We start from the raw sequence: 23,928 nt of genomic DNA on the forward strand, positions 1-23,928 counted from the left end.
GGGGACCCACCTTCATCGATGTTGACACCACGCTATGGCCTGTCAGACGCAACTGCCACAAGCGGGGTGCGCCTGCGCCGACTCCCAGTTCAGCAAGGCGCCCTCGAAGCGGGGATCGTCGACCGGGAGCGCAGTGAGGGGTGTGCTCAGCACAGGCCCGGGCGGCGGGTTACCGCCGGTGGGGTCGGGGCCGACACAGGCGACCCGGTTCGCGGTGTGCAGGAGCGGGTCGGCCTCGGTCGGCTGCACGTTGTTGACCACGCACACGGCCCAGGTGCCGGCGACGGCCCACCCCCGCCGGTAGAGGAATGGGGACGTGGCGTAGGAGTGAGGCCTGGTGACCCAGCCTCGTCCGCCGGTCTCGTACCGCGCGACGCCCCAGCGGGCCAGCGGATCGTCGGCGCCCGGACAGGCACGGACATAGCCGTGGACGGTGTAGTTGTCCCTCACAGAACTCTGCTGAACGCTGCCGCCGAGTCTGGAGACCTCCGTGCAGACGGACACGGCCGGCCACGGTGACGGGACGGCATGCGCCTGGCCCGGCACGACCAGGACGAGAAGGGTGACGGCCACACAGAACCGAAGGAATCTCACGGGCTTCTCCTCAACGGTGGGCCTCGATGCAACCACGACGGCTCACCGAGGGGCGAGAAGTGTCCGATTCGTACGGTGCCCGTGCGGTTTTCCGCAAGATCAGCCGGTGCGGAACCGCAGCGTTCGGGTGCCGGCTCCGGACAGGCGGGCGGCGTGGTCCGGGTCGTAGCCGAGCACGGCGTCCTCGGTGACGACAAAGGCCACAGAGGTACGCGACCCCGACTCCCGCAGGTGATACCGGGCGGGCAGAAGCCGTACGGAGTGCGGGGTACGAGCGGTCCGCGCGGAGGTGATGCCGTCCACGACGTATTTGGGAGACTCCAGCTCGCGGGCGTCGATGGTGATCCGGACACCCTTGACGATCAGGCGGTTGCCGTGGCGGACCCGGAGGTACTCGGCTCGCGAGCCGACGTCGATCTGCCCGGTGGATGTCACGGTGAACCAGGCGTCGGTGTCGATGCCGGCGGTGCGCAGTTGATAGCGGCCGGGCTTGAGACGGGCGGGAGTCCCTCCGGCGGCGCCACGGATCTCCACGTCGGAGGCGGTCAGCGCGGAGGCGTCGACCTCGACCGGGAACCGGCCGTCGGACGGCGCACTGGGCGACGGGACAGCCGAGGAGGACGGGACGGCAGAGGACCGGGCCGACGCGGTCGGGGGCAAAGCGGACGGCGAGGCAGAAGGGGATAAAACGGGCGAAGGGGAGGACGGCCGAGGCGCAAGCGGAGACCGCGAAACACGCGGAGCAACAGACCGGACAGGCAAGGCAGACCGGGCAGACAAGGCAGGCCGACGCGGGGAGGCGGAGCGGGAACGAGAAGGAGAAGGAGAAGGGGAAGGGGAGGCAGAACGGGACGGAGGGGCGACATAGGGCGACGGCGGCACCACCGTCACCACCCCGTCCCGGAACGGCAGCACCCGCGGCTCCCCGGCCTCGCTCTCCGGCACCAGCAGCAGCAACGGCGACGCGAGAGCCACCACGGCCACCCCACTCGCCAGCCCCCGGATCAGGCCGGGATACCGCCGGACAGCCGCCGCGAGCCGCTGCCGCAGCGCGACCCGGGTACCCCACCCCTGCGCGATCGTTCGAAAGGCTCCGGCCGACGCCTCGGTCCGGTCGAGTGCGCCGAGCGCCGCGTGCAACGGCTCGGCCGCGGGCCCCTCCACCAGGCCGGCGGCGAACCAGGCCGGGCGGGCCATCCGGCCGGGGAAGCGCCGGATCAGGGCGTCGACGGCCGCGGCGACCGCGATGACGACCCGGTAGTCGCGGCGGCGGCCGGCCGAGACCGGTGCGCCGGCGCGGGCGAGAACGGTCAGCATCTCGCCGGCCTGGCGTTCGGTGAGCAGGGGTGCGACGCCGTCGAGCAGACCGGGGTGGTCGGCGATCTCGATGCCGACCAGGTGCTCGTGGAGAGGTTCGGGGCGCATGGCGGCGCACTGCCAGCCGGCCTCGCCGTACAGATCGGTGATCCACTCGGCGAGGGCGACCATGGTGACGGCGGGCAGGGCGGCCAGGGCGGGGACCTGGTCGAGCAGATCGACGAGGTTCTCGCCGGGGCGGCGCCGGACCGTGCAGAGGGTGGCCACCACGACCGCCTGCCGCAGGATCGGGGCCGGTGTGTCGCCGAGGCCGTACTTGGCGCGGGCGCGCCGTGACCAGTGCCGCGTCTCGTGTTCGAGCAGAATGGAGGCGGGGTCGGCGCCGGGCGCGGGGTCGACCGCGTTCAGCAACCGGGCGAGGGCCTCCATGTGGATCGCCAGCACGTTCCGCAACGCACCCTGATTCGGCATTTTTACCGAAATTTCGGACAAGCCTAGCGAACGGGCAAACGCCTTGAACGCGCCCCGGAAGACAACCCGCGGATCGCCACTGACCGGTCCCAGCTCGAACAGCACGCCGTCGAACGTCTGCGTCCACCCCGCCGGGAGCAGCGCCGCGAAAGGTTCACTCGCCACAGCCAGCTCACGCAGCCACGCCCCACCGGTACGCGCCACCAGCAACAGCCGAGCGCCTCGTGGCAGCACGGCCGCGAGCCGGGCCAGACGGTCGCGCTGCTTCTCCGCCTCATCGACGACAACGAGCAGCTTCTCGCGTACATCCGAAAAGCGCTCGAACAACGCGGCCGGCGCGTCCTCACGCAGCTCAGCCACCACCCAGCCGGCCTCTTTCGCGCGACGTGCCAGCTCTCGCGCCACCCGCGTCTTGCCCTGCCCGCCGGGCCCGATCAGCACCCGCACGTCAGCCGGCGCCGGCGAGTCCAGCCACTCCCTCAGCCGGGCCAGCTCCTCCGCACGGCCGTGAAACGGCACCACCTCGGCCTCGGCACGCAGCAACCCGGCCGGGCTCGTCCTGACCGGAACCGGACGCCGCTGCAGCGCGGCGATCTCCGCAGCCTCCAGTCGCGGCGGATCAACCTCGGACACAAATCCGGGATCCGCCACGAGCGCCTCGATCCTCAGCACCGTGAGACGGCCACCCTCGGACTCGGGCGGATCAGCGACGACGAGCCCGGTCAGCAGCCCTTCCGAGAAGAGGGCCGCACCGGACATCCCCCGCCACAGCGACCGGCCGTCCGCCCTCGGCAACCGCGGCCACGATCGGACATGCAGGATCAGGTGCAGAGGATCAAGAGCCTCGAGTACGCCGGAAGCACCCGCCCAGTCCGGCAGGTGCCACTCCGGGAAGCCCGCGGCCGAGGCGGACGTCCCGCCCAGCCCGGTGACGAACCGCCCCCACCGCAGCGGAGGCAGCGCCGGAAGCACCCAGGTCTCGTCGACGATCCGCAGCACGGCCGCGTCGAGTTCGGTGGAGCGCCACCGCACCTCGCAGTCGAGGAAGCCGCCGTCAGCGGACGGGAACCGAACCTGGACACCGTCACCGTCGAGCACATGGTTCGCGGTGAGCACCAGGTCGTCGGTGAGCAGTACGCCGGAGCCGCTCGACTCCGAGGTGTAGATCTCGCAGACACGCCGGTCGGGTATCACGTCAGTCGAGAACGGCGCGCGGCCCGCCGGGAGTCGCCGGTGTCCGGATGCCGACACGCCATCGCAGGGATTCGGTTGGGGTGCGCAGGGATCCGGACCGGCGTGGCCGCCGCGACGGCCCGGGGCTGAGCTGCGCGCCACGCTGGAGGCATGCAGATCGCCATCGTTCTCTATCCCGGGGTCACCGCGCTCGACGCCGTCGGGCCCTACGAGTTCCTGCGTTCGCTGCCGGAGGCCGAGGTGCGGTTCATCGGGCCCGAGCCGGGACCGGTCGTGACCGACAGCGGGGTGCTCCACCTCGGCGTCACGCACACCTACGCCGAGACGCCGTGTCCGGACATCGTGCTGGTGCCCGGTTCCGGCCCGCGCACCGCGAGCGCCATGGCCGACGAGGAGCTGATCGGCTGGCTGCGGAAGGTGCACGAGACCACGACGTGGACCACCTCGGTCTGCACCGGTGCGCTCATCCTCGCCACCGCCGGCATTCTGACCGGCAAGCCGGCCACCACACACTGGTCCGTGCAGCGCGCGCTGGGTGCCATGGGCGCCGAGCCGCGTCCCGACGAGCGCATCGTACGGGTGGGCAAGGTCGCCACCGCCGCCGGCGTCTCGGCGGGCCTGGACCTGGGCCTGTGGCTGGTCGGGGAGATCGCCGGTCGCGACCACGCCGAGATGGTGCAGCTCTACATCGAGTACGACCCGCAGCCGCCGTTCGACTCCGGTCACCCGTCCAAGGCGCGCAAGGAGATCCTCGACCGGGCCAACGCGCTGGGCCGCAGGATCGCGTTCACGCCGACCGAGATGCGCGCCGTCGCGAAGGTGGCGTGGCGGAAGGTGTTCTCACGCCCACACGCGTGATTCTCACGCCCACACGCGTAGGAACAGCGCGCCCAGGATGTCCAGCAGCAGGAGCAGGATCGGGTAGCCGGTCGGGAAGAACGCCAGGATCAGCAGGATCAGGACGCCGATGTTCTTGTCCTCGAACCAGAGCCGCATCCACGCCATGCTCGCGCCCGGCTTGCGCAGCGCGTAGTACATGATGCCGAAACCGTCGAGCGGCGGGATCGGGATCAGCGCGAGCAGCCCGAAACCGAGCAGGCCGACGCCGAGCGACAGCACGATCTCCTCGGCGACCGGCAGCGAGATCTGGCCGCGCAGCAGCAGGCCGAGGTCGGCGAAGGCCAGCACCTCCTCCGCGTTCACCGGGAACAGCACGGCGTACGCGGCGATCAGCACCTCGCCGGCCAGGATGCAGGCGACCGGCCCGGCGGCGAAGACCGCGGCGGCCCGGCCCCGGCCCCGCCAGCGCGGCACGTCGTCGATGGTCAGGATCTTGCCCCAGCCGGCGCCGCCGACCGCTGCCGACACCGCGCCGAACGGGTCGATGTCGTGCCGCACGCTCAGCCGCATCGACGAGCCGCGCTCCGCGAGACCGACGGTGCGCGCGGTGAACCGGATGGCGACAGCGCGCAGCGCGAGACCCAGGAGGAAGGCGACGACCAGGGCGACGAACGCCACCGGCTCGCCGAGAGCGAAGAGCACGGGTGCGGAACCTAGCCTCGTTCTGCCTTGGCGGCGATGACCTCGCGAGCGAGCTGACGGTAGTTACGGGCGCCGGACGACGCTGGATCCAGCGTAAGGATCGGCGCGCCCGCGACGGTCGACTCCGGGAACTTGACCGTTTTCGTGATGACCGTCTGGTACACCTTGTCGCCGAACGCCTCGACCACCCGCTGCAGCACCTGGCGGCAGTGGGTGGTGCGAGAGTCATACATGGTGGCGAGGATGCCCTCGAGCTCCAGGTCGAAGTTGAGCCGCTCGCGGACCTTGTCGATGGTGTCCAGCAGCAGGGCCACGCCGCGCAGGGAGAAGAACTCGCACTCCAGCGGGATGAGCACGCCGTGCGCGATGGTCAGCGCGTTGATCGCCAGCAGGCCCAGCGAGGGCTGGCAGTCGATCAGGATGAAGTCGTACTCCTTGCGGACGCTGCGCAGTGCCCGGGCCAGTGCCATCTCCCGGGCGACCTCGTTGACCAGCTGGATCTCGGCCGCGGAGAGGTCGATGTTGGCGGGCAGCAGATGCAGGCCGGCCACATCGGTCTTGATGATGACGTCCTCGGTGGCGACGTCGTCCTGCATCAGCAGGTTGTAGACGCTCAGGTCGAGGTTGTGCGGGTTCACACCGAGGCCGACCGAGCAGGCGCCCTGCGGGTCGAAGTCGACGAGGAGGACCTTCCGCCCGTACTCGGCGAGGGCGGCACCGAGGTTGATGGTGGTCGTCGTCTTTCCGACACCACCCTTCTGGTTCGCCAGGGCGATGATCCGGGCCGGGCCGTGCCGGTCGGTCGGCATCGGCTCGGGGATCGGGCGGCGCATCGTGTAGGCCGTGGGGTCGGCGGGACCGAGGTCAGCGCCGAGATCCAGGGAGTTCTGCTGCTCGCGGAGCGTAGAAGTCCAGGCCTCCGCACGCTGGCCGTTCCCTGACATCGTTTCGCCCCCTTCCGACTCACCAGCCGGAGCCGATGCCCGACTGTACGCCAAAGCGCCACCCCTAAAGGGGTCAGCCGTTCGGCGTGTCGCACCTACTGGTACGCAGCTTTCAACGAGCGCGAGGGTGAGAGGTGGCGTACACCTCCCGCAGGCGCTCGACGGTCACCAGCGTATACACCTGCGTCGTGGTGACTGATGCGTGTCCCAGCAGTTCCTGAACCACCCGGACGTCGGCACCTCCATCGAGCAGATGCGTGGCGTACGAGTGACGCAGCGTGTGCGGCGAGACCGCGTACGGACCGTCCACCGGAAGACCGGCCACTGTGGCGCAGCGGTGCAGGACGGTCCAGGCGCTCTGCCGGGAGAGGCGTCCGCCACGGGCGTTCAGGAAGATCGCCGGAGTGCCACGGCCCGCGGCGGCGAGCAGCGGCCGCGCGCGTACCAGATAGGTCTCCAACGCGGTCCGCGCGTAACCGCCCACCGGAACCACCCGGGTGCGCCCGCCCTTGCCCCGCAGGATCGCGGAGCACTCGGCGGCCGAGGAGAGGTCCAGATCGTCGATGTCGGCGCCGACCGCCTCGGAGATCCGCGCGCCGGTGCCGTAGAGGAACTCCAGGATCGCCCGGTCGCGCAGGCCGAGCGGCGAGTCCGCGGCGGGCACCGCGAGCAGCCGCTCGACCTGATCGACGTCCAGCGCCTTGGGCAGGCGTTTCGGCGGCGCGGGCGGGCGTACGTCCGCTGCCACGTCCTGTGGCGCCAGGCGCTCGCGGACCGCGAAGCGATGCAGGCCGCGCACCGCGGAGATGGCCCGCGCCGCGGAGGCCGACGCCAGTCCCCCCTCGCGCAACCCGGCCAGGTGCCGGGTGACGTCGGCCTCACGGATCTGGCCGATCTCCTCGATGCCGGCTTCACCCAGCTGGGTGACATAGCGGTCCAGGTCCCGCTGGTAGGACGCGAGCGTGTTGCGCGACAGCCCCCGCTCGACGGCGAGGTGGTCGAGGTAGGCCCGCACGGTCCGGTCGAGACTCAGCGGAGCACCTCCGTCAGGGGTGTCGAGCGCATGCCGTGCGCCTCCGCGACCGGGCCGTAGACGACCTGGCCGTCGAACGTGTTCAGGCCGGCGGCGAGCGCCGGATCGGTGCGCAGAGCGTCGCGCCAGCCGCGGTTGGCCAGTTCGACAGCGTACGGGAGAGTCACGTTCGTCAACGCGTAGGTGCTCGTGTGCGGCACCGCTCCCGGCATGTTCGCCACGCAGTAGAACATCGACTCGTGCACGCGGTACGTCGGGTCGTCGTGCGTCGTCGGGTGCGAGTCCTCGAAACACCCGCCCTGGTCGATCGAGATGTCGACGAGCACGCTGCCCGGCTTCATCCGTGACACCAGCTCGTTGGAGATCAGCGTCGGCGCCTTCGCTCCCGGCACCAGCACCGCGCCGATCACCAGGTCGGCGTCGAGGACCGCCTTCTCGATCTCGTACGCGTTCGAAGCGATCGTCTGCACGTGACCGCGGTAGTCGGCGTCGACCGCCCGCAGCCGTGCCACGTTCTTGTCCAGCAGCAGCACCTCGGACTGCATGCCGAGCGCGATGGCGGCCGCGTTCAGCCCGGACACGCCGGCGCCGATCACCACCACCTTGGCCGCGTAGACCCCCGGCACGCCACCCATCAGCACGCCGCGCCCGCCGCCCTGCCGCATCAGGTGGTACGACCCGACCTGCGGCGCCAGCCGGCCGGCCACCTCGGACATCGGCGCGAGCAGCGGCAGCGACCGGTCCGGCAGCTCCACCGTCTCGTACGCGATACCGGTCACCTTCCGGTCCAGCAGCGCGTCAGTGCACGACTTGGACGCCGCCAGGTGCAGGTAGGTGAAGAGCACCTGTCCCGGCCGCATCCGGTGGTACTCCTCCGGGATCGGTTCCTTGACCTTGAGGATCAGATCGCCGGTGCCCCACACGGCGTCGGCGTCCGGCAGGATCGTCGCGCCCGCCGCGATGAAGTCACTGTCCGTGATCGACGAACCGTTTCCGGCGCCGGCCTGGACATAGACGTCGTGTCCGGCCCGGGTGAACTCGAAGACGCCCGCGGGCGTGATCGCGACCCGGAACTCGTTGTTCTTGACCTCGCTGGGAATGCCGACCTTCACGAGCCGACACCGTCCTTTCTCAACGCTGAGCAAGTCCCCTTGCGCGGAGAGTACCCCCGGAGACGTCCCAGGTCGCGCCGCATGTCCCGGTATACACACGTTGAGGGCGAGGCGGTACGGTCGCTCGATGATCGGCCTTCCCTGGCTCCTGGTCGACGAGACCATCGACGACGGTGACAACGTCGTCGCCACGTGCGCCGACATCGACGGGCTGTTCGCCGACCCCGCGGAACCCCCGGTCGAGCGCTACACGCTGCTGGACTGTGTCCCGGGTGGACGGCTGCGCGCCGCCTGCGACGGCACCGGGCCCTCCTGGCTGGGCAATATCGGTCTGGAAGCCGTGCATCCGGCCAATTCACAACACCCGCCGGGTTGCTGGGAATGCGCCGAGGAGTTACTCGACGTAACCGTCGTGGACGCTCGCCGCTCCGGCCGGCACGGCCCTCTGGAGGTCGTCCTCGAAGGACGGCTGCGCCAGGACGGCCCGCGGCACGCCGAGCGGGCCCCGTCGGACGCCGAGGGGTTCCTGCTCACCGGCATCGCCGCCGACGGCGACGAGGACTTCGGCGCCTGCGGGGGCGTCACCGGGGTCTTCCGCGAACGGCCCGCGCCGGCCCTGCGCCCGGCCACCCTGATCGGCTGCCGCCCCGGCGCCCGGCTGCTGCGGGCCCTGGACGCCCTGGAACGCGGCGGCACCGCCCGGCACCGACGCTGGGTCACCGCCTCCATCTTCACGGTCGCCCGCGACGGCACCGCCACCCGGCTGCTCGATACCGGACTCGGCGCCGAGGTGGCCGGCGTACGCCCCTCCCCTCGCGGCGACGGCCTGGTCGACGTGATGTTCGAGCCCACGTACGCCGACGCGGTCGGCCCGCCCCGCCCGGCCCGGGCTCGCGGCGTCTGGGAACACTGGCGCGCCGGCCGCCCCGCCGACGCCAACGGCTGGGCCGTGCACGACCGCGAGCTGCGCCAGGAGTGGGCCGGCGCCGCGCTCGCACACCACCGGAGCGCGCCGGACCGCAAACCCGGCGCCACGATCCACCTCGACGGGCGGCACATCACCGACGAGGAGGGCTTCTACTGCGCCATCGGTGAGGCGGTGAACGGCCCGGGCGGATACTTCGGCTGGAACCTCGGCGCGCTGCACGACTGCCTGCTCGGCGGCTGGGGCGTCGCGCCCGGGTTCCGGCTGGTGTGGCACGACTCGGCGGTCGCGCAGTCGAGCCTGGTGCCGGGGTACGACCAGCGGTGGTGGGCGCCGGCGCTGACCATGGAACAGCTGCTCGACCTGCTGGCGGGTGACGGGGTCGACGTGGACCTACGCTAGACAGCGGACGACGCGGAAGCTTCCGACGGTCGCCAGGAGCGTGCGGTTGTCGGGGTCGGTCCCGGCGCAGGTCGCCTTCTCGTCCTCACGGAACATCGCCACGTAGGTCGGCGCCGCCAGCAGCGCCGGGTCGGAAGCGTGGAAGTAGTACTGCTTCACGTTACGGACAAAATACGTTTTTTCGGAAATGTAGTATTCGGACTGCTCGCGGAAGTCCCGTGGGTCGACCCGTTGGTGGAACAGCACGTAGAGGTAGTTGAGCGGCACGACCTCGGAGACGTAAACCGGCTCGCCGGGCTCGGCGTTCCTGGCGGCGACCCTCAGCGCCCCGCCGATGCCGTCGCTGAAATCCACCCGGACCGTGTCGTTGTACCCACGGATGTAGTCGACGACGAACACGGTGTTGTAGATCAGCGCCACCGACAGCAGCGCGGTGATCACCGCCGTTCCGGCCCGCGCGCCGCGCATCGACCGCGCGAGATCGTCCATCCCGATCGCCGCCAGCATGATCAACGGAAGGAAGATCACATTGAACCGGTTGACGTTGAGCTGGATGAGAAACACCATCGGCAGCGCGGCGGCCGCCCAGATCACAATCGGCCACGCCCGCCGCCGCACCGCGAACAGCAGGCCGACCGCGGCCAGCGGGATCACGACCAGCCCCAACGGCAGGTAGGGCGACAGCACGTTCCAGGGCATACCGTCGTCGAAGCCGTACAGGAAGAACCGCAGATTCTCGACGATCATGCCGTCCGTGTTGATCTCACTGACCCGGCTGCCGGGCAGCAGCGGGACGAACGGCAGCGCCTGCTTCGTCACATGATTGACGAGCAGGAACAACCCGTACGGCAGGGAGAGCAACCCGAACACGCCGACACTCGCGGCCACGGCTCCCGGCCGGGCGCGCACGGTCCGCCACTCGGTTGCCAGGAACGCGGCCACGAACAGGGCGACCACGAGCGTCGCGGCGGCGTACGCGTAGAAGGTCAGCGCCATCGGCGCCAGCGACAGCGGCATCAGCCAGCGGCGCGGCGACCGGTACGCCACCACCAGCACCCAGACCGCGAACAGCATGACCGGCGGCAGCAGGTTCGACTCGAGTGACCAGCGCGACATCATCACGTGCCACGGGCAGAGCGCGAGCAGCAACGCCGCGATCAGCCCGGCCCGCCGATCAGCGACCGTGGCGGTCAGCGCGTAGACCAGCCCGACGGTCGCCACCCCGAGCAGCGCGGGCAGCAGCCGCAGACCCAGCGGCGTCGGCCCGAGGACCGCGACGAACGGCATGTTCAGGTACGACAGCAGCACGTTCTGGCCGCTGCCGAACGCGGTGAAATAGACCGGCCAGCGGGTGCCCCACCGGTCGGTGCCGGCGGCCAGCAGCGCCATCGTCTCGTAGCCCGCCGACACCTCGTCCTGGTTCAGCCCGTGCGGCACCGACGGAAATCGAAAGAGCCGGGCCACCGCCGCCAGCACCAGGATCAGAATCAGCCCAGCGTGATGCCTTGTGTTCACTTGTCCCCCGTGCGCGAAGATCCGCCGCAATGTAGCCGACGACATCCCCGCCCGAGCACCACGTCAGAGAACGGTCAGCCGATGTACATCTTCAAATTCGTCACCTGCACGGTCACCGATCGCGCGGCGTTCTCCGCCGCCCAGGCAGGCTGGGGCGAGTTGTGCTCGCTGCCGGGCTTTCTCGGTCAGATGGGCGGTTGGAGCCGGTCCTCACCCGACCGCGCGCACCTCTTCGCCAGTTGGCGGAATCAGTCAGATTACGACGCCTTCATGCGGGGCCCGCACGATCGGCTGGCTGCTCCGCAGTCCGGCACCTACACCGCCACCGAGGTCCGTCTCTTCTCAGCCGACGCGCCACTCCAGGCCGGCTTCGCCGGCGCCGCACTGCTCCGGTTCGCTTCCTGCCAGGTGCATCCCGGGCGTCAGAGCCATTTCGTACGCGCACAGAGCACCATCTGGACCCCGGGAATGAAACGCGCACCCGGCTTCCTCGGCGCCGTTTTCAGCCACCGCGACCCAGCCGACTTCCTGGTCCTCTCAGCCTGGCGCTCCGAGGCCGACCACGCGCGATACCAGAAGTCCTACTTCCCAGCCCTCCGCCTCGAATCCGAGGCCCACCTCGACCTGGCCACCATCACCGGCGACCAGATCGACGTGGTCCCCACGTGGACCCTCGCAGCCCCCTGACCCGCGTCTCTCCATGGTGGATGGAGAGACGCGGGACCTCAGGCGCTGGTGCGTGCGGCGGCGAGGATGCCGGCGACCGCGGCGGCGTTGGTGATCTCGCCGCGCAGGACCATGTCGGCGGCCTCGTCCAGCGGGACCCGGTGCACCTCCAGGTCCGCCTCCTCGGCCTCCCGGTGGTGGCGATCGGTCTCCGGGACCGGCGCCAGGTCGCGGGCGACGAACAGCTGGACGTACTCGTTGCTGAAGCCGGGCGAGGTGTGCAGGTTGATCAGCGGCTCGATGCGGCCGGCGGTGAGGTCGGCCTCCTCGGCGAGTTCGCGGGCGGCGGTGACCGCCGGGTCCTCGCCCTCGACGTCGCACAGGCCGGCGGGCAGCTCCCAGATCGTGGCGCCGAGGGGGTGCCGGTACTGCTTGATCAGGACTACCCGGTCCTGGTCGTCGAGGGCGACCACGACCACCGCACCGCGGTTCTCGACGACGTCGCGGGCGGCGGTGCCGCCGTCGGACATGGTGACCTCGTCGGTGTAGACCGAGAAGATCGCGCCGTCGTACCGCTCGGTCCGGGAGACCGTCTCGTGAGCGAAGGCCATCTCAGGAGGCCTCGACGGGCAGCTCGTCGGCGGCGTTGTACGTGACAGCCGCCTTGACCAGCCCGTCGAACAGCGGGTGCGGCCGGGTCGGGCGGCTCTTCAGCTCCGGGTGCGCCTGGGTCGCCACGAAGTACGGGTGGACGTCGCGGTCCAGCTCGATGAACTCGACCAGCCGGCCGTCCGGTGACGTGCCGGAGAAGACCAGGCCCGCCTGGGACAGCTTGTCGCGGAAGTCGTTGTTCACCTCGTAGCGGTGCCGGTGCCGCTCGGAGATCTCCGTGTCGCCATACACCTCGGCGACGATCGAGCCGTCCCTGAGCTTCGCCGGGTACGCACCCAGGCGCATCGTCCCGCCCAGGTCACCCTTGCCGGCGACGATGTCCTCCTGATCGGCCATCGTGGAGATCACCGGGTAGGGCGCCTTCTCGTCGAACTCGACGGAGTTGGCACCCGAGAGCCCGGCCAGGTTGCGGGCCGCGTCGATCGTCATGCACTGCAGGCCGAGGCAGAGCCCGAGGATCGGGATGCCGTTCTCCCGCGCGTACCGTGAGGTGTTGACCTTGCCCTCGATGCCGCGGACGCCGAAGCCGCCCGGGATGACGATGCCGTCGACGCCCTTGAGCGCCGTGGCCGCGCCGGACGGCGTCTGGCAGTCGTCGCTCGGCACCCACCGGATCTGGATCTTCACGGTGTTGCCGAAGCCGGCCGCCCGGATCGCCTCGGTGACCGACAGGTACGCGTCCGGCAGGTCCACGTACTTGCCGACGAGCCCGATCGTGATCGTCCGCTTCGGGTGGTGCACCCGCTCGAGGAGATCGTTCCAGGTCTTCCAGTTGACGTCGCGGAACGACAGGCCGAGACGGCGCACCACGTACGCGTCCAGGCCCTCGTCGTGCAGCACCTTCGGGATGTCGTAGATGCTCGGCGCGTCCGGGCAGGCGATGACGGCTTCCCGGTCGACGTCGCAGTAGAGCGCCAGCTTGTGCTTGAGCTTCTCCGGGATCTCCCGGTCGCTGCGGCAGATCAGCGCGTCCGGCTGGATACCGATGTTGCGCAGCGCCGCCACCGAGTGCTGGGTCGGCTTGGTCTTGAGCTCGCCCGACGGTGCCAGGTAGGGCACCAGTGAGACGTGCAGGTAGAAGACGTGGTCACGGCCCACCTCGTGGCGCACCTGACGGATCGCCTCGAGGAACGGCAGCGACTCCATGTCGCCGACGGTGCCGCCCACCTCGGTGATCACCACGTCCGGGACGAGGCCGTTCTCGTCCGGGTCGGCCATCGCGAAGATCCGGCTCTTGATCTCGTTGGTGATGTGCGGGATGACCTGCACGGTGTCACCGAGATACTCACCGCGCCGCTCCCGGGCGATGACCGCCGAATACACCTGGCCGGTCGTGACGTTCGCCTTGCCGGACAGGTCCCGGTCCAGGAAGCGCTCATAGTGGCCGACGTCGAGGTCGGTCTCCGCGCCGTCCTCGGTGACGAAGACCTCACCGTGCTGGAACGGGTTCATGGTGCCGGGGTCGACGTTCAGGTAGGGGTCCAGCTTCTGCATGACCACGCGAAGCCCGCGGGCGGTCAGCAGATTGCCGAGGCTGGAGGCGGTGAGGCCCTTGCCCAGCGAGGAGGCGACGCCCCCGGTGACGAAGATGTGCCGCGTGTCGCGCACTGTTGAGGCCAAGGCCCGCTCCCGTGGTCCGCCAGTCAATTCAGATCTTGAGGCCGGGGCCGGGCCCCATCCACGGGAGTTCACCGTAACACTGATTGCCGGTCGCGCCACGTTCGGGCTGGTGGGCCTGCGTGTCAGATAGGCGTTAGCGCACTACGACGGGATCTTCGTCGGATTTGCGCAGCGACGGGCCGCCCGGTCCGTCGGTCTCCCCGGGCGGCGGGGTCCGGTCCGCGGCGTGCAGCAGCACCCGCAGCACGGTCAGCACCACCACCGGCACCGCGACCGCCGCGGCGGCACCGGCCGCGCCCAGCGCGGTCCCGCCGAGCACACCGGCGATCAGCGTCGCCACGGTCGTGCCGGCCAGTCCGGCGCGCACCGCCGGGTGGAGCCCGAACAGCCGGTTCAGCCCGCCCCAGGGCGAGAACTGGCAGAACGCCAGCATCAGCGCCCCGCCGAGCGCGAGCAGCGTCAGCGAGCTGTCCAGCAGCGCCTGCCCGTTCGCTCCGGCGGCCCGCTGCATCGCCGGGCCGGCCGTACCGTTGCCCAGCGCGGTCAGGAACCGGCCCAGCGTGCCCTGCTCCAGCGGCGAGCGGCTCAGGTCGAACACCGCGAACCCGGCCGTCACGACGAGCCCGGCCAGGGCGGCCCAGCCGAATCTCGAGAAGGTCAGCCAGCCGCCGCGGCTCATGGCGGCCGCCACGCACACGCCGAGCGTCACCGCGATCGCGCCGACCGGGTCGGCACCCAGGTACGGGCTGCCGACCATGACGACACCCACGCCGCCGAGGAAGACCATGACCACCGGGCGCCACCGGCGGCTCACCCACTGGCCGAGACATCCGGCCAGGATCAGCAGGCCGGCCACGAAGGCGCCGAGGCCGACGCTGCCGAGTCCGGCGTACCGGACGCCGTGCACGGTCGAGTATCCGGCCACGCCGTTGAGCTGCAGGCGCGCCCCGGTGAGCAGGTCCGCCGCGACCACCACGGCGCTGATCGCGGCGACCGACGCCATCGGCCAGAGCGTGCTGGAGAACCGTGGTACGAGCCGGACCAGTGCCGTGCCGGCCAGCATCAGTGCCGCCGTCGCCGACCCGAACAGCCACGCCGGGTGGTCGGCGGTCCACCACGGCGCCAGGTCGGCCACCAGCGCGGCCGGGATGGCCAGCCCGGCGGCGATCAGGGCCGACTCGGCGAGCGCCACCAGACGCGGCGGTGGGAGCGGCGGACCGGCCGGGCCCGCGTGCCGCCGGGCCCGGATCAGCACCGGCACGACCGCGGCGAAGAGCACGAACTGGGCGATCGCCAGCACGGTGAAGAAGATCTGGGCGACGCCGCGCTGGGCGATGGCCCGCCGGTCCGCGTCGTGCTCGCCCTGCATCGCCTCGGCGGGGTCGTCCGGGCGGTCCGGTGAGACCGTCGCGGCGTACCCGGCGAAAAGCTTCTCCGGCGCCGGGCGTTCCAGCACCGAGAGCACGGTGGGCGCGAGGTCGACGAGCTGCAGGTAGCCGTCGCGGCCGGTGCTGGCCGACGTCAGCCAGCCGCCCTGCCAGCCCGGGCCCTCGGCGATCGCGACGTGCAGCCGGGACGCGCGCTCGGTGTCGGCCACCCCGGCGATCATCATGAGCGAGCGCTCGGGCCGGGCCGCGAGCACCCGTGCCAGCGTCGCGTCGGCCGCCGCCACGGCCGCCTGGCGCTGGGCGCCGGTTCCGGTGATGGTGCCGAGGTCGACGATGCTCAGCACGCAGTCGTCGAGCAGTTCGGCGGCGTCGGCGGGCAGTTCCGGCAGGTAGCGGTCGACGCGTCCGAACGGGCGCGCGGCGGCGATGGCCGCTCCCGGCCCGACGGCCACCGTGCAGCGCACCGATTCGGCCAGCGCGCCGGGGGTCGTGCCGTACGGCATCCGGTCCTGGTTGTTGCGGACGACCACGGGTTGCTCGACCACGCTGGCGCCGAACTTGTCGGGCTGGTTCAGCTGCGGTGCCGCCTCCGGGCATCGACCGTCGGACTCGCCGGTACGCCAGGCCGCGAAGTTACCCGCGCCCAGCGTCAGCCAGCCGTCCGACGGGCAGGTGACGGAACGCGCGGACCGTACCGAAAGCCAGCCCACCGACCCGAGACTGGCCTCTCGCCACAGCGCCGGGGTGCGCTCCGGGTCGAGATCCTCCCAGCGCAGTCCGGCCGCGGCCGCCATCACCACGTAGTCCGCGCTGCCGGGGTGGGTCTGCTCGGCCGGCCGGACGGTCAGCCCGGCCAGCGCGGCCACGGCGATCAGCGCCACCACGAGATAGGGGACCCAGCCCCGGGTACGCCGCCCGCGCGGAGTGCCCGGCCGCGGAACCCGCCGCAGCCCGTCCAGCCACCGTGGCGCCGCCGTCACCGGCGAACCGCCGCTACTTCCGTGTACGCCGAGCGCACCGCGTCGACCACGTCCTTCTCGGTCGGCCAGGTGGCGGCCTGTCGTGGTCCGCGCGACGCGTACTCGGCGCGCAGCGAAGGGTCGGCCAGCATCCGCCGCACCGCCTCGTCCAGCGCGTCCAGGTCGCCCGGCGGGATCAGCACCGCCGCGTCGCCGACCAGGCCGGGCAGCCCGCCGACCGCCGTGGTGATCAGCGGCACACCGGCGTGCAGCGCCTCCTGGGCGAACAGCTGGCGGGCCTCCCAGTCGCTGGTGATCACCGCGAGGTCCGCACCGAGCAGCAGGTCCGGCACGTCGGTGCGGTGCCCGAGCAGATGGAACGGCGCGTGCAGCCGCGACGCCTGCTGTGCCAGGGGCATGTAGCTGGGCCCGGAGCCGGCGACCGCGACCACCGGCGCGGGGGTCAGCTCGCGCCAGCGGGCGGACGCGTCGACCAGCAGGTCGTAGTGCTTCTGCGGGTGCAGCCGACCGACCGACAGGATCAGCGGGGTGTCACCGCGCAGGCGGAACTCGGCACGCACCGCCGACCGGCTGCGGCGCGGGGGTGCCAGGTCCGGCGCCGCGACCGGCCCCAGCCGCGCGTTCTTCGCACCGAGCGCGACGGCGCGCTGCACCAGATCCTCCGAGGCACCCAGGGTCAGCGCGGCGCTGCGCGCCACGATCCGTTCGAGCAGGGCGCCGGCCTGGCCTTTGAGACCTTTGGCCAGCACGGCGTTGTGCCAGGTCACCACCAGGGGTACGCCGGTGCGCGCGATCGCCGCGACGAAGGCGGCCCGCAGACCGTGCGCGTGGATCACCTCGGCGTCCCGGCCGGCGACCGCCTTGCGCAGTGCCCGGATCGCTCCGGAGTCCTGCGGGCCCGGGTCGGCCGGGATCTCCACCGGCGCGAAGTCCACCCCGGAGGCGCTGAACCCGTAGTGCGCGTCGGTCGCCGCCGGGCCGCAGACCAGCACCCGGCACCCGGACGCCAGCAGGCCGCGGGCCAGCGAGGCGACGTGCCCGCCGGTGCCGCCCGTGGCGGAGCCCAGCACCAGCACGACCGAACCGCGCCAACCGTCGTCACCGCTCACGAACCGTGCTCTCCCCTCGAAAACCGCCGCAGCACCGTCGTGGCCAGCGGTGACAGGTCCCGGCGGTCGAGCGCGAAAGCCACCGCGAGGAACACCGCTCCCACCACGACTCCGCCCAGCATGCCTTCTGCCAGGGCGGCGAACACGCCCGGGGTCGGCCAGAACGCCGACTCGAGCCCGGTCACCGTGCCCCATCCGGCCGCCGCGGCGAGCCCGGCGGCGACCACGGCGGCCACGCTCGCCCTCGTCAGCCCGGCCAGCGCGGACGGGCCGGCGTGACGGCGCACGGCCAGCACGAGCAGCACACCGGTCACGGTCATGCCGAGCGCGTTCGCCAGGCCGAGCCCGAACAGGGCCCGCCCACCGTCGAGCCCCGCCGTGACGCCGATCACGGCGGCGGCGGCGCTGAGCCAGCCGGTGGCGGAGGCGACCGCGGCGGCGGCCGTCGCGCCCCTCGCGTAGAGCGCCCGTGACAGCAGGGCGAACAGCGCGTACCCGATCAGGCCCGGCGCGAAGCCGACGATGCCGGGCGCGGCGCCGGGTGCGTTCATCAGACGCGCCGCGGGTGCGGCCAGACCGGCCAGCGCGGCGGTGCCGAGACCGGCCAGCAGCACGATCGAGCGGGCGGTCCCGGACAGCGACGCGGCGAACGAGTCCTCGTCGCGGCGCTCGTAGGCGTCCGCGAGCCGCGGATAGACCGCGGTGGCCAGCGGCACCGCGAGGATCGCCCAGGGCAGCAGGAACACCGTCTGCGCACCGGTGAACCGGGCGATCTGCTGGGCGCCGAGCACCACGATCAGCGCCAGCGCCACCTGCTGGGCGCCGACTGTGACCGCCCCGGCCCAGCCCAGCCGGACCGCCTGGCGGCCCTCGCCGCCGGGGAACCGGTAGGACGGCCGCAACCGCAGCCGCAGCCGGCTCACCGGGATCACCAGGCAGAGGCTGAGCACGACGACGCCGAGGGTGGTGCCGACCGACAGGGTCAGCTCGCCGGCGCGGCTGAGGCCGTCGAAACCGGTACGCGCCCCGTCGATCGCGGCGTAGGTCAGGTAGGCGCTCATCACCGTCACGCTGGACAGCAGCGGCGCGATCACCGGCCAGGCGAACCGGTGGTGTGCCTGCAGCAGACCGGTCAGCACGATGCCGACGCCGTAGAGCGGCAGCTGCGGCGCGAAGATCCGCAGCATCCGCGCGGCGACCTCCTGGTGCTCGGGCGGCACGCCGTCGAGCAGCCCGGTGATCGGCCCGGCGAGCAGGGCGACCACGACAGCCAGCGGGATGGTCAGCGTCAGCACCCAGGTGAGCAGGGCGGAACCGACCTCGCTCACCCGGCGGGTGTCCCCGGCGGCCGCGGCACCGGCCACCAGCGGGACGACGAGGCTGGCGAGGGCGCCGCCGGCGACCAGCTCGAAGACGATGTTGGGGACCGTGTTGGCGGCGAAGTAGACGTTCGCCAGCCCGGCGTCGCCGCCCTCGCCGACGGTGTAGAAGAACACCAGGGTGCGGCCGAACCCGGCAAGCCGGGCCAGGACCGTCAGGACCGTGATGAGAGCGGCCGCACCAGCGATCTTGACGGCGGTGCTCTTACCCGTGGTCACGCCTTGTTTGGCCGGCGGCCGAGCTCGTCGACGTAACGCAGCCATGGCGTGTCCTGGATGACCTTGGTGAAGCTGACCTTCTCGCTCGCCGCCGTCAGCGACGCCAGCGCCGCGAGGGCCGCCACCCGAGCGCCGGTGCCGGCCCGCGCGGTGAACGCCAGCCCGAGCAGCGCGCCCAGCGCGTTCGCCCCGGCGTCGCCGAGCATGATCTCCTCGTCCAGGTCGGCCGGCAGCAGCGCCGCGCTCGCGCCCAGCGTGCCGGCGGTCATCGACGCGTTGCGGCCCACCGCGAGCGGTGCGCCCAGGATCGCGCCGGCCTTGATCGCCCGGCCCGGGCGCAGGTCCAGAAGGTTGAGCAGGTTTGCCGTCCCGGCGATCACACCGGCACCGAGCAGCACGTCCACGCCACGCCCGAACCGGCTCGGGCGGTCGCTGCCGACCAGCGCCGACGCCACCAGCCCGGCCGCGCCGACCCCGGCGATCTTGAGCAGGCCGCTGGTGACCCGGCCCTCGCGCAGCGCGCCCAGGTGACCGGCGAAACCCTTCGCCGCCTTCTGCTCCGGGCGGTTGCCGACGATGTCGTCGTAGAAGCCGACCGCACCGCTCACCGCGCCGGCCGTGACCGCGGCCGCCTTCAGCCGGGCGCTCCGCGCACCGAAGGCCGCGCCCACTGTCGCACCGGCTGCCAGCGCCGGCCCACCGGCGAGGGTCACCTCACGCCCGGCGAAGTTGAGCCGCCTCAGACTCGGCGCGTTCTGGTCGTTGCGCACCCAGGCCAGCGTGGTGCGCGCCACCGACGCGCCGATGCCGAACGAGCGGAGGAAAGCCATGGCCGAGAAGTCTAGACGTGGTTACTGCACCGGCGCCGGGACCATCGAGGTCGCGCCGGCGGTCAGGCCGTACTGCCCCACGCGGTTCTGCACGATGCGCTCGGCGGTGGCCATACCGGTCGCGACCTGGCCCTGGACCGTGCTCACGTTGTCCACCGTGGAGATGAGCTTCACGAGCGCCGGGTCGTTGCGGACGCCGGCGACCAGGTTGCCCTCGCCGGCGCCGTCACCGGCCACCACGAGCGGCCGGTTCTTGCCGAGCTGATTGGCCAGCATGACCGCGTTCTGGCTCTTGCGCGGCGCCTCCTTGTCGGTCGCGGGCGGGCCCGCCACCAGCACGATGCCCTCGGCGCCGCCGATCGCCTTCTCCTCCACGGCGATGAAGCCCGCCTGGGCGAACGCGGTCAGCACGGTGGTCACGTCGTCCGGCGTCGGCGTGGTGGTGCCGGTCAGCACGGTCAGCGCCAGCAACGCGCTCGCCGTCTCCACCCCGTCGCTGTTCTGCGGCAGGCCGGACGCCGGGATGCTGGTCTGCGACGACCCGTCGGCCAGGTCGAGCAGCACGTTGCTCTGGGCCGGGTCGAGGAACTTCTCCTCCACGGTGATCCGGGCGGTCACCGTCGCGCCGGCCACGTTCAGCATCTTCAGCACGCCCTCGGACTGGTCGCCGGCGCCCGGCAGGGTCACCACCGCCACCTTGCGCCCGGCCAGCGTGCCGGCCAGCCCGTACGGCGCCATCTCGGCGGCGAAGTCCTGGTTGCGGTTGGTCTCGTCGCGCAACTGGTTGACCGTGTCGCGCTTGACGTCGTTGTCCTTCTTCAGCGCGTTCAGCTGATCCTTGAGGTTCTCCGACACCGGGCCGTTGAGCGCGGTGGTGCCCACCACCAGGCCGATCGCGAGCGCGAGGAAGACCGCGGTGAGCGACACCACGTGGTACCGGAAATTGATCACAACGCCCTCAGAAAAGATTGCTGAGCTGGAACACCAGATTGTCCCACCACTCGGAAACGACGGTGAGATAGGCCTTTCCCACCGTCGACACTGCCACCGCGGAGGCCATCGCCGCCACCGCGGAGAGCACCAGGAGCAGCAGCGCCGACCCGGAGATGCTCTGCCGGTAAAGCCGGCTCACGCCCTTGGCGTCCACCAGCTTGCCGCCGACCTTGAGCCGGGTCAGGAACGTGGACGCCATGCCGCCGCGGCCCTTGTCGAGGAACTCCACCAGGTTCGCGTGGGTGCCGACGGCCACGATCAGCGAGGCGCCCTTCTCGTCGGCGAGCAGCATCGCGAGGTCCTCGCTGGTGGCCGCCGCGGGGAAGGTCAGCGCGTCGACGTCCAGGTTCTTCACCCGCTCGAGGCCGGGCGCGCGGCCGTCCGGGTAGGCGTGCACCACCACCTCGGCGCCACAGCGCAGCACGTCGTCGGTGACCGAGTCCATGTCCCCGATGATCATGTCGGGGGTGTAGCCGTTCTCCACCAGCGCGTCGGCGCCGCCGTCCACCCCGATCAGGACCGGCTTGTACTCCCGGATGTAGGGCCGGAGGACGTCCAGGTCCTCCTTGTAGTCGTAGCCGCGCACCACGATCAGCACGTGCCGCCCGGCGATGCTGGTCTGCACGTCCGGCACGCCGACGCCGTCCAGCAGCAGGTCGCGCTCCTGCTTCAGATAGTCCATGGTGTTCGCGGCGAACGCCTCGAGCTGCACCGACAGTCCCTCGCGGGCGTCGGCCATCGACTTGGCCACGCTCTCCGCGTCCTGCCGCACACCGGTGGCCACCGGCTCGCCGTCGAGCAGCACGGCGCTGCCCTCGATGCTGACCACCTGGCCCTCGCGGATGCCCTGGAAGACGTCCTCGCCGAGGTTGTCGACCAGGATCACACCACCCTGGACGAGCACCTCGGGACCCAGGTTCGGATAGCGCCCGGAGATCGACGGCTTCACGTTGAGCACCGCCAGCACACCGGCCGCCACCAGCGAATCGGCGGCGACCCGGTCGATGTCGACGTGGTCGATCACGGCGATCTCGCCGGGGCGCAGCCGTCCGGTCAGGCGCTTGGTCCGCCGGTCGAGCCGGGCGAGGCCAGAGACCGGGCCCGGCTCGGCGCCGCGCGAGCGGCGGAGCGTGGGAATGGGAAGTCGCATCCCGGCCATCCTGACATGCCTGCGCATGCCTTCCCCCCGCGACATGCGCCAGCTCACTGACAAATAGGACGTATCATGCCCGCTTCTCCCGGGCTGCCACGGAGAGCAACTCCTCAGCATGAGCGATACCCAGGTCGGAATCCGGCAAACCAGCCAGCATCCGGGACAATTCCCTGGCCCGCTCGGTCTCCTCCACGATCCGGACACCACTCGTAGTGATCGCGCCTCCGGTGTCTTTCGCGACCACGAGGTGCCGATCAGCGAATGCGGCGACCTGCGGCAGGTGCGTCACGACCAGGACCTGATGGGTACGCGCCAAGCGCGCCAGTCTCTTACCGATCTCCACCGCGGCCGTGCCGCCCACACCCGAGTCCACCTCGTCGAAGACCAGCGTCGGCGGTCCACCGGCACCGGCGAACACCACCTCGATCGCCAGCATCACCCGCGACAGCTCACCGCCGGACGCGCCCTTCTGCAGGGGCAGGGCCGGGGCGCCCGGGTGAGCCAGCAGCCGCAGCTCCACCTCGTCGGCGCCGTCCGCACCGGCGGCCAGGTCCTGCCCGTCGACCGTGACGGTCGGCTCGTCGCGCGACGGCGGCCGGGTCAGCACCGCCACCTCGACGCGGGCGTGCGGCATCGCCAGACCGGCCAGCTCCACGCTGACCGCCTCGGAGAACCGCACCGCCGCCTCCCGGCGCGCCGCGGTCAGCCGCCCGGCCAGCTCGCCGACCGTCGCGGCCAGCCGCTGCCGCTCCCTGTCCAGCTCCTCCAGCAGCTCGTCGGAGGTGTCCAGCTCGCTCAGCTTGGTCCGGGCGTTCTCCGCCCAGACGATCACGCCGTCGATGTCGTCGGCGTATTTCCGGGTCAGCCCGCGCAGCGCGGCCCGCCGCTCGTAGATCGCCTCCAGCCGGGCCGGGTCGGCGTCCAGCGAGCTCAGGTAGGCCGAGAGCTCCGAGGAGACGTCACCGACCAGGGTCGCCGCCTCCTCGATCCGGGCGGCCAGGTCACCGAGCGCGGGATCCACCCCGGCCTGCCCCTCGAGGGTGCGGCGGGCGGTGCCGAGCAACTGGGTCGCGTCCGGCGTGTCCTCGGTCGCCTCCACGCCCCCGGCCAGCGCCTGCGCGGCCAGGGCGGCGGCGATCCGCAGCCCCTCGGCGTGCTCCAGCCGCTGCACCTCGTTGCGCAGGTCCTCGTCCTCGCCGGGCTGCGGGTCCACCCGGGTGATCTCGTCCAGGCCGAGCTTGAGCAGGTCGGCCTCCTGCGAGCGCTGCCGTGCGTTGCGGCGCCGGTCGGCCAGGTCCTCCACGACCGCGCGCCACCGGGTGAACGACTCCCGATAGCCGTCGAGCAGCTTCTCGTGCTCCGGGCCGGCGAACCGGTCCAGCGCGGAACGCTGCTCCGACGGGCGCAACAGGCGCAGCTGGTCGGACTGGCCGTGCACGGCGAGCACCTGCTCGCCGAGCTCGCTGAGCGTCGACACCGGCATGCTGCGGCCGCCGACGTGCGCCCGGGACCGGCCCTCGGCGGTCACCGTGCGGCTGAGCAGCACCGAACCGTCGTCGTCGACCTCGCCACCGGCGTCGGTCACCCGGGTGCGCACCGCGTCGCCCAGGGACCCGGCCAGCCGCAGCCGGCCCTCGACCACCGCGCGGCCCGGGTCGGCGCGCACCCGGCCGGCGTCGGCGCGGCCACCGAACAGCAGTCCGAGACCGGTCACGACCATGGTCTTACCGGCACCGGTCTCACCGGTGATCACATTCATCCCGGACGTGAGCCTCAGCGTCGTGTCGTCGATGACGCCGAGCCCGGTGATGCGCAACTCCTCCAGCACAGGGCAGACAGTAACGGGACCCACCGACATCTGCCCACCGCG

19 protein-coding genes are annotated in these 23,928 nt (G+C 71.7%); 3 read left to right on the forward strand and 16 right to left on the reverse strand.

Annotation, left to right across the window (positions count from 1 at the left end; all coding sequences use genetic code 11):
- Positions 1-42 precede the first annotated feature (42 nt).
- Complete coding sequence (locus tag AB0M02_RS18555) at positions 43-594, reverse strand: hypothetical protein (RefSeq protein WP_364228235.1); 552 nt, start codon at positions 592-594, stop codon at positions 43-45.
- A 99-nt stretch (positions 595-693) separates the two neighbouring features.
- Positions 694-3,576 carry a trypsin-like peptidase domain-containing protein gene (locus AB0M02_RS18560; protein ID WP_364228236.1) on the reverse strand — a complete coding sequence of 961 codons (2,883 nt, stop codon included), beginning with the start codon at positions 3,574-3,576 and terminating at the stop codon, positions 694-696.
- A 150-nt stretch (positions 3,577-3,726) separates the two neighbouring features.
- Between AB0M02_RS18560 and AB0M02_RS18565 the strand changes: the two genes are divergently transcribed.
- Complete coding sequence (locus AB0M02_RS18565; RefSeq protein WP_364228237.1) at positions 3,727-4,434, forward strand: DJ-1/PfpI family protein; 708 nt, start codon at positions 3,727-3,729, stop codon at positions 4,432-4,434.
- A gap of 3 nt (positions 4,435-4,437) precedes the next feature.
- Here AB0M02_RS18565 and AB0M02_RS18570 read toward each other — a convergent pair whose 3' ends face one another.
- The 4 genes from AB0M02_RS18570 to ald all read right to left on the reverse strand — a co-directional run bounded on the left by AB0M02_RS18570 (position 4,438) and on the right by ald (position 8,207).
- On the reverse strand, positions 4,438-5,118 hold the full coding sequence (locus AB0M02_RS18570) for a hypothetical protein (RefSeq protein ID WP_364228239.1): 681 nt from the start codon (positions 5,116-5,118) through the stop codon (positions 4,438-4,440).
- A gap of 11 nt (positions 5,119-5,129) precedes the next feature.
- Complete coding sequence (locus tag AB0M02_RS18575; protein WP_364228241.1) at positions 5,130-6,062, reverse strand: AAA family ATPase; 933 nt, start codon at positions 6,060-6,062, stop codon at positions 5,130-5,132.
- Between the two features lie 112 nt (positions 6,063-6,174).
- Positions 6,175-7,095: a site-specific tyrosine recombinase XerD gene (locus AB0M02_RS18580; protein WP_364228291.1), complete on the reverse strand. Its 921-nt coding sequence runs from the start codon at positions 7,093-7,095 to the stop codon at positions 6,175-6,177.
- A complete protein-coding gene (ald, locus tag AB0M02_RS18585) occupies positions 7,092-8,207 on the reverse strand; it encodes an alanine dehydrogenase (protein ID WP_364228242.1) in 1,116 nt (371 codons plus the stop codon). Before ald ends, AB0M02_RS18580 begins: the two co-directional genes overlap by 4 nt.
- A gap of 127 nt (positions 8,208-8,334) precedes the next feature.
- Between ald and AB0M02_RS18590 the strand changes: the two genes are divergently transcribed.
- Complete coding sequence (locus AB0M02_RS18590) at positions 8,335-9,534, forward strand: barstar family protein (RefSeq protein WP_364228244.1); 1,200 nt, start codon at positions 8,335-8,337, stop codon at positions 9,532-9,534.
- Here AB0M02_RS18590 and AB0M02_RS18595 read toward each other — a convergent pair.
- Complete coding sequence (locus AB0M02_RS18595) at positions 9,526-11,049, reverse strand: glycosyltransferase family 39 protein (RefSeq protein WP_364228245.1); 1,524 nt, start codon at positions 11,047-11,049, stop codon at positions 9,526-9,528. The two genes, AB0M02_RS18590 and AB0M02_RS18595, sit on opposite strands and share 9 nt — an antisense overlap.
- Before the next feature lie 81 nt (positions 11,050-11,130).
- On the opposite strand from AB0M02_RS18595, the gene AB0M02_RS18600 reads away from it, so the two are divergent.
- Complete coding sequence (locus AB0M02_RS18600) at positions 11,131-11,736, forward strand: DUF4937 domain-containing protein (protein ID WP_364228247.1); 606 nt, start codon at positions 11,131-11,133, stop codon at positions 11,734-11,736.
- Positions 11,737-11,774: 38 nt separating this feature from the next.
- Here the strand turns inward: AB0M02_RS18600 and AB0M02_RS18605 are convergent, their stop codons facing one another.
- The 9 genes from AB0M02_RS18605 to recN all read right to left on the reverse strand — a co-directional run bounded on the left by AB0M02_RS18605 (position 11,775) and on the right by recN (position 23,886).
- On the reverse strand, positions 11,775-12,326 hold the full coding sequence (locus tag AB0M02_RS18605; RefSeq protein ID WP_364228248.1) for an NUDIX hydrolase: 552 nt from the start codon (positions 12,324-12,326) through the stop codon (positions 11,775-11,777).
- A 1-nt stretch (position 12,327) separates the two neighbouring features.
- Positions 12,328-14,007 carry a CTP synthase gene (locus AB0M02_RS18610; RefSeq protein WP_364228250.1) on the reverse strand — a complete coding sequence of 560 codons (1,680 nt, stop codon included), beginning with the start codon at positions 14,005-14,007 and terminating at the stop codon, positions 12,328-12,330.
- A gap of 133 nt (positions 14,008-14,140) precedes the next feature.
- On the reverse strand, positions 14,141-16,375 hold the full coding sequence (locus tag AB0M02_RS18615) for a hypothetical protein (RefSeq protein WP_364228252.1): 2,235 nt from the start codon (positions 16,373-16,375) through the stop codon (positions 14,141-14,143).
- Positions 16,372-17,484: a glycosyltransferase family 4 protein gene (locus AB0M02_RS18620; RefSeq protein WP_364228254.1), complete on the reverse strand. Its 1,113-nt coding sequence runs from the start codon at positions 17,482-17,484 to the stop codon at positions 16,372-16,374. The genes AB0M02_RS18615 and AB0M02_RS18620 overlap by 4 nt, the downstream gene beginning before the upstream one ends.
- Complete coding sequence (locus tag AB0M02_RS18625) at positions 17,481-19,082, reverse strand: lipid II flippase MurJ (protein ID WP_364228256.1); 1,602 nt, start codon at positions 19,080-19,082, stop codon at positions 17,481-17,483. Before AB0M02_RS18625 ends, AB0M02_RS18620 begins: the two co-directional genes overlap by 4 nt.
- Positions 19,079-19,912, reverse strand: coding sequence for a hypothetical protein (locus AB0M02_RS18630; protein ID WP_364228258.1), 834 nt, complete (start codon positions 19,910-19,912; stop codon positions 19,079-19,081). The genes AB0M02_RS18625 and AB0M02_RS18630 overlap by 4 nt, the downstream gene beginning before the upstream one ends.
- Positions 19,913-19,933: 21 nt before the next feature.
- Positions 19,934-20,863 (reverse strand): copper transporter, encoded by a 930-nt coding sequence (locus AB0M02_RS18635; RefSeq protein WP_364228260.1) that lies wholly within the window; start codon positions 20,861-20,863, stop codon positions 19,934-19,936.
- A 7-nt stretch (positions 20,864-20,870) separates the two neighbouring features.
- A complete protein-coding gene (gene steA, locus AB0M02_RS18640; RefSeq protein WP_364228293.1) occupies positions 20,871-22,064 on the reverse strand; it encodes a putative cytokinetic ring protein SteA in 1,194 nt (397 codons plus the stop codon).
- 64 nt (positions 22,065-22,128) lie between these two features.
- A complete protein-coding gene (gene recN, locus AB0M02_RS18645) occupies positions 22,129-23,886 on the reverse strand; it encodes a DNA repair protein RecN (protein ID WP_364228262.1) in 1,758 nt (585 codons plus the stop codon).
- Positions 23,887-23,928: the final 42 nt, after the last annotated feature.

The organism is Actinoplanes sp. NPDC051861, from assembly GCF_040681145.1.
Lineage (GTDB): Bacteria > Actinomycetota > Actinomycetes > Mycobacteriales > Micromonosporaceae > Actinoplanes.

What these genes read in the sequence shown, in the direction of transcription:
- AB0M02_RS18565 (WP_364228237.1), top strand. Translation starts at nt 3,727, where the DNA reads ATGCAGATCGCCATCGTTCTCTATCCCGGGGTCACCGCGCTCGACGCC.
- AB0M02_RS18575 (WP_364228241.1), bottom strand. Translation starts at nt 6,062, where the DNA reads ATGTCAGGGAACGGCCAGCGTGCGGAGGCCTGGACTTCTACGCTCCGC.
- AB0M02_RS18590 (WP_364228244.1), top strand. Translation starts at nt 8,335, where the DNA reads ATGATCGGCCTTCCCTGGCTCCTGGTCGACGAGACCATCGACGACGGT.
- AB0M02_RS18600 (WP_364228247.1), top strand. Translation starts at nt 11,131, where the DNA reads ATGTACATCTTCAAATTCGTCACCTGCACGGTCACCGATCGCGCGGCG.
- AB0M02_RS18605 (WP_364228248.1), bottom strand. Translation starts at nt 12,326, where the DNA reads ATGGCCTTCGCTCACGAGACGGTCTCCCGGACCGAGCGGTACGACGGC.
- AB0M02_RS18630 (WP_364228258.1), bottom strand. Translation starts at nt 19,912, where the DNA reads ATGGCTTTCCTCCGCTCGTTCGGCATCGGCGCGTCGGTGGCGCGCACC.
- steA (WP_364228293.1), bottom strand. Translation starts at nt 22,064, where the DNA reads ATGGCCGGGATGCGACTTCCCATTCCCACGCTCCGCCGCTCGCGCGGC.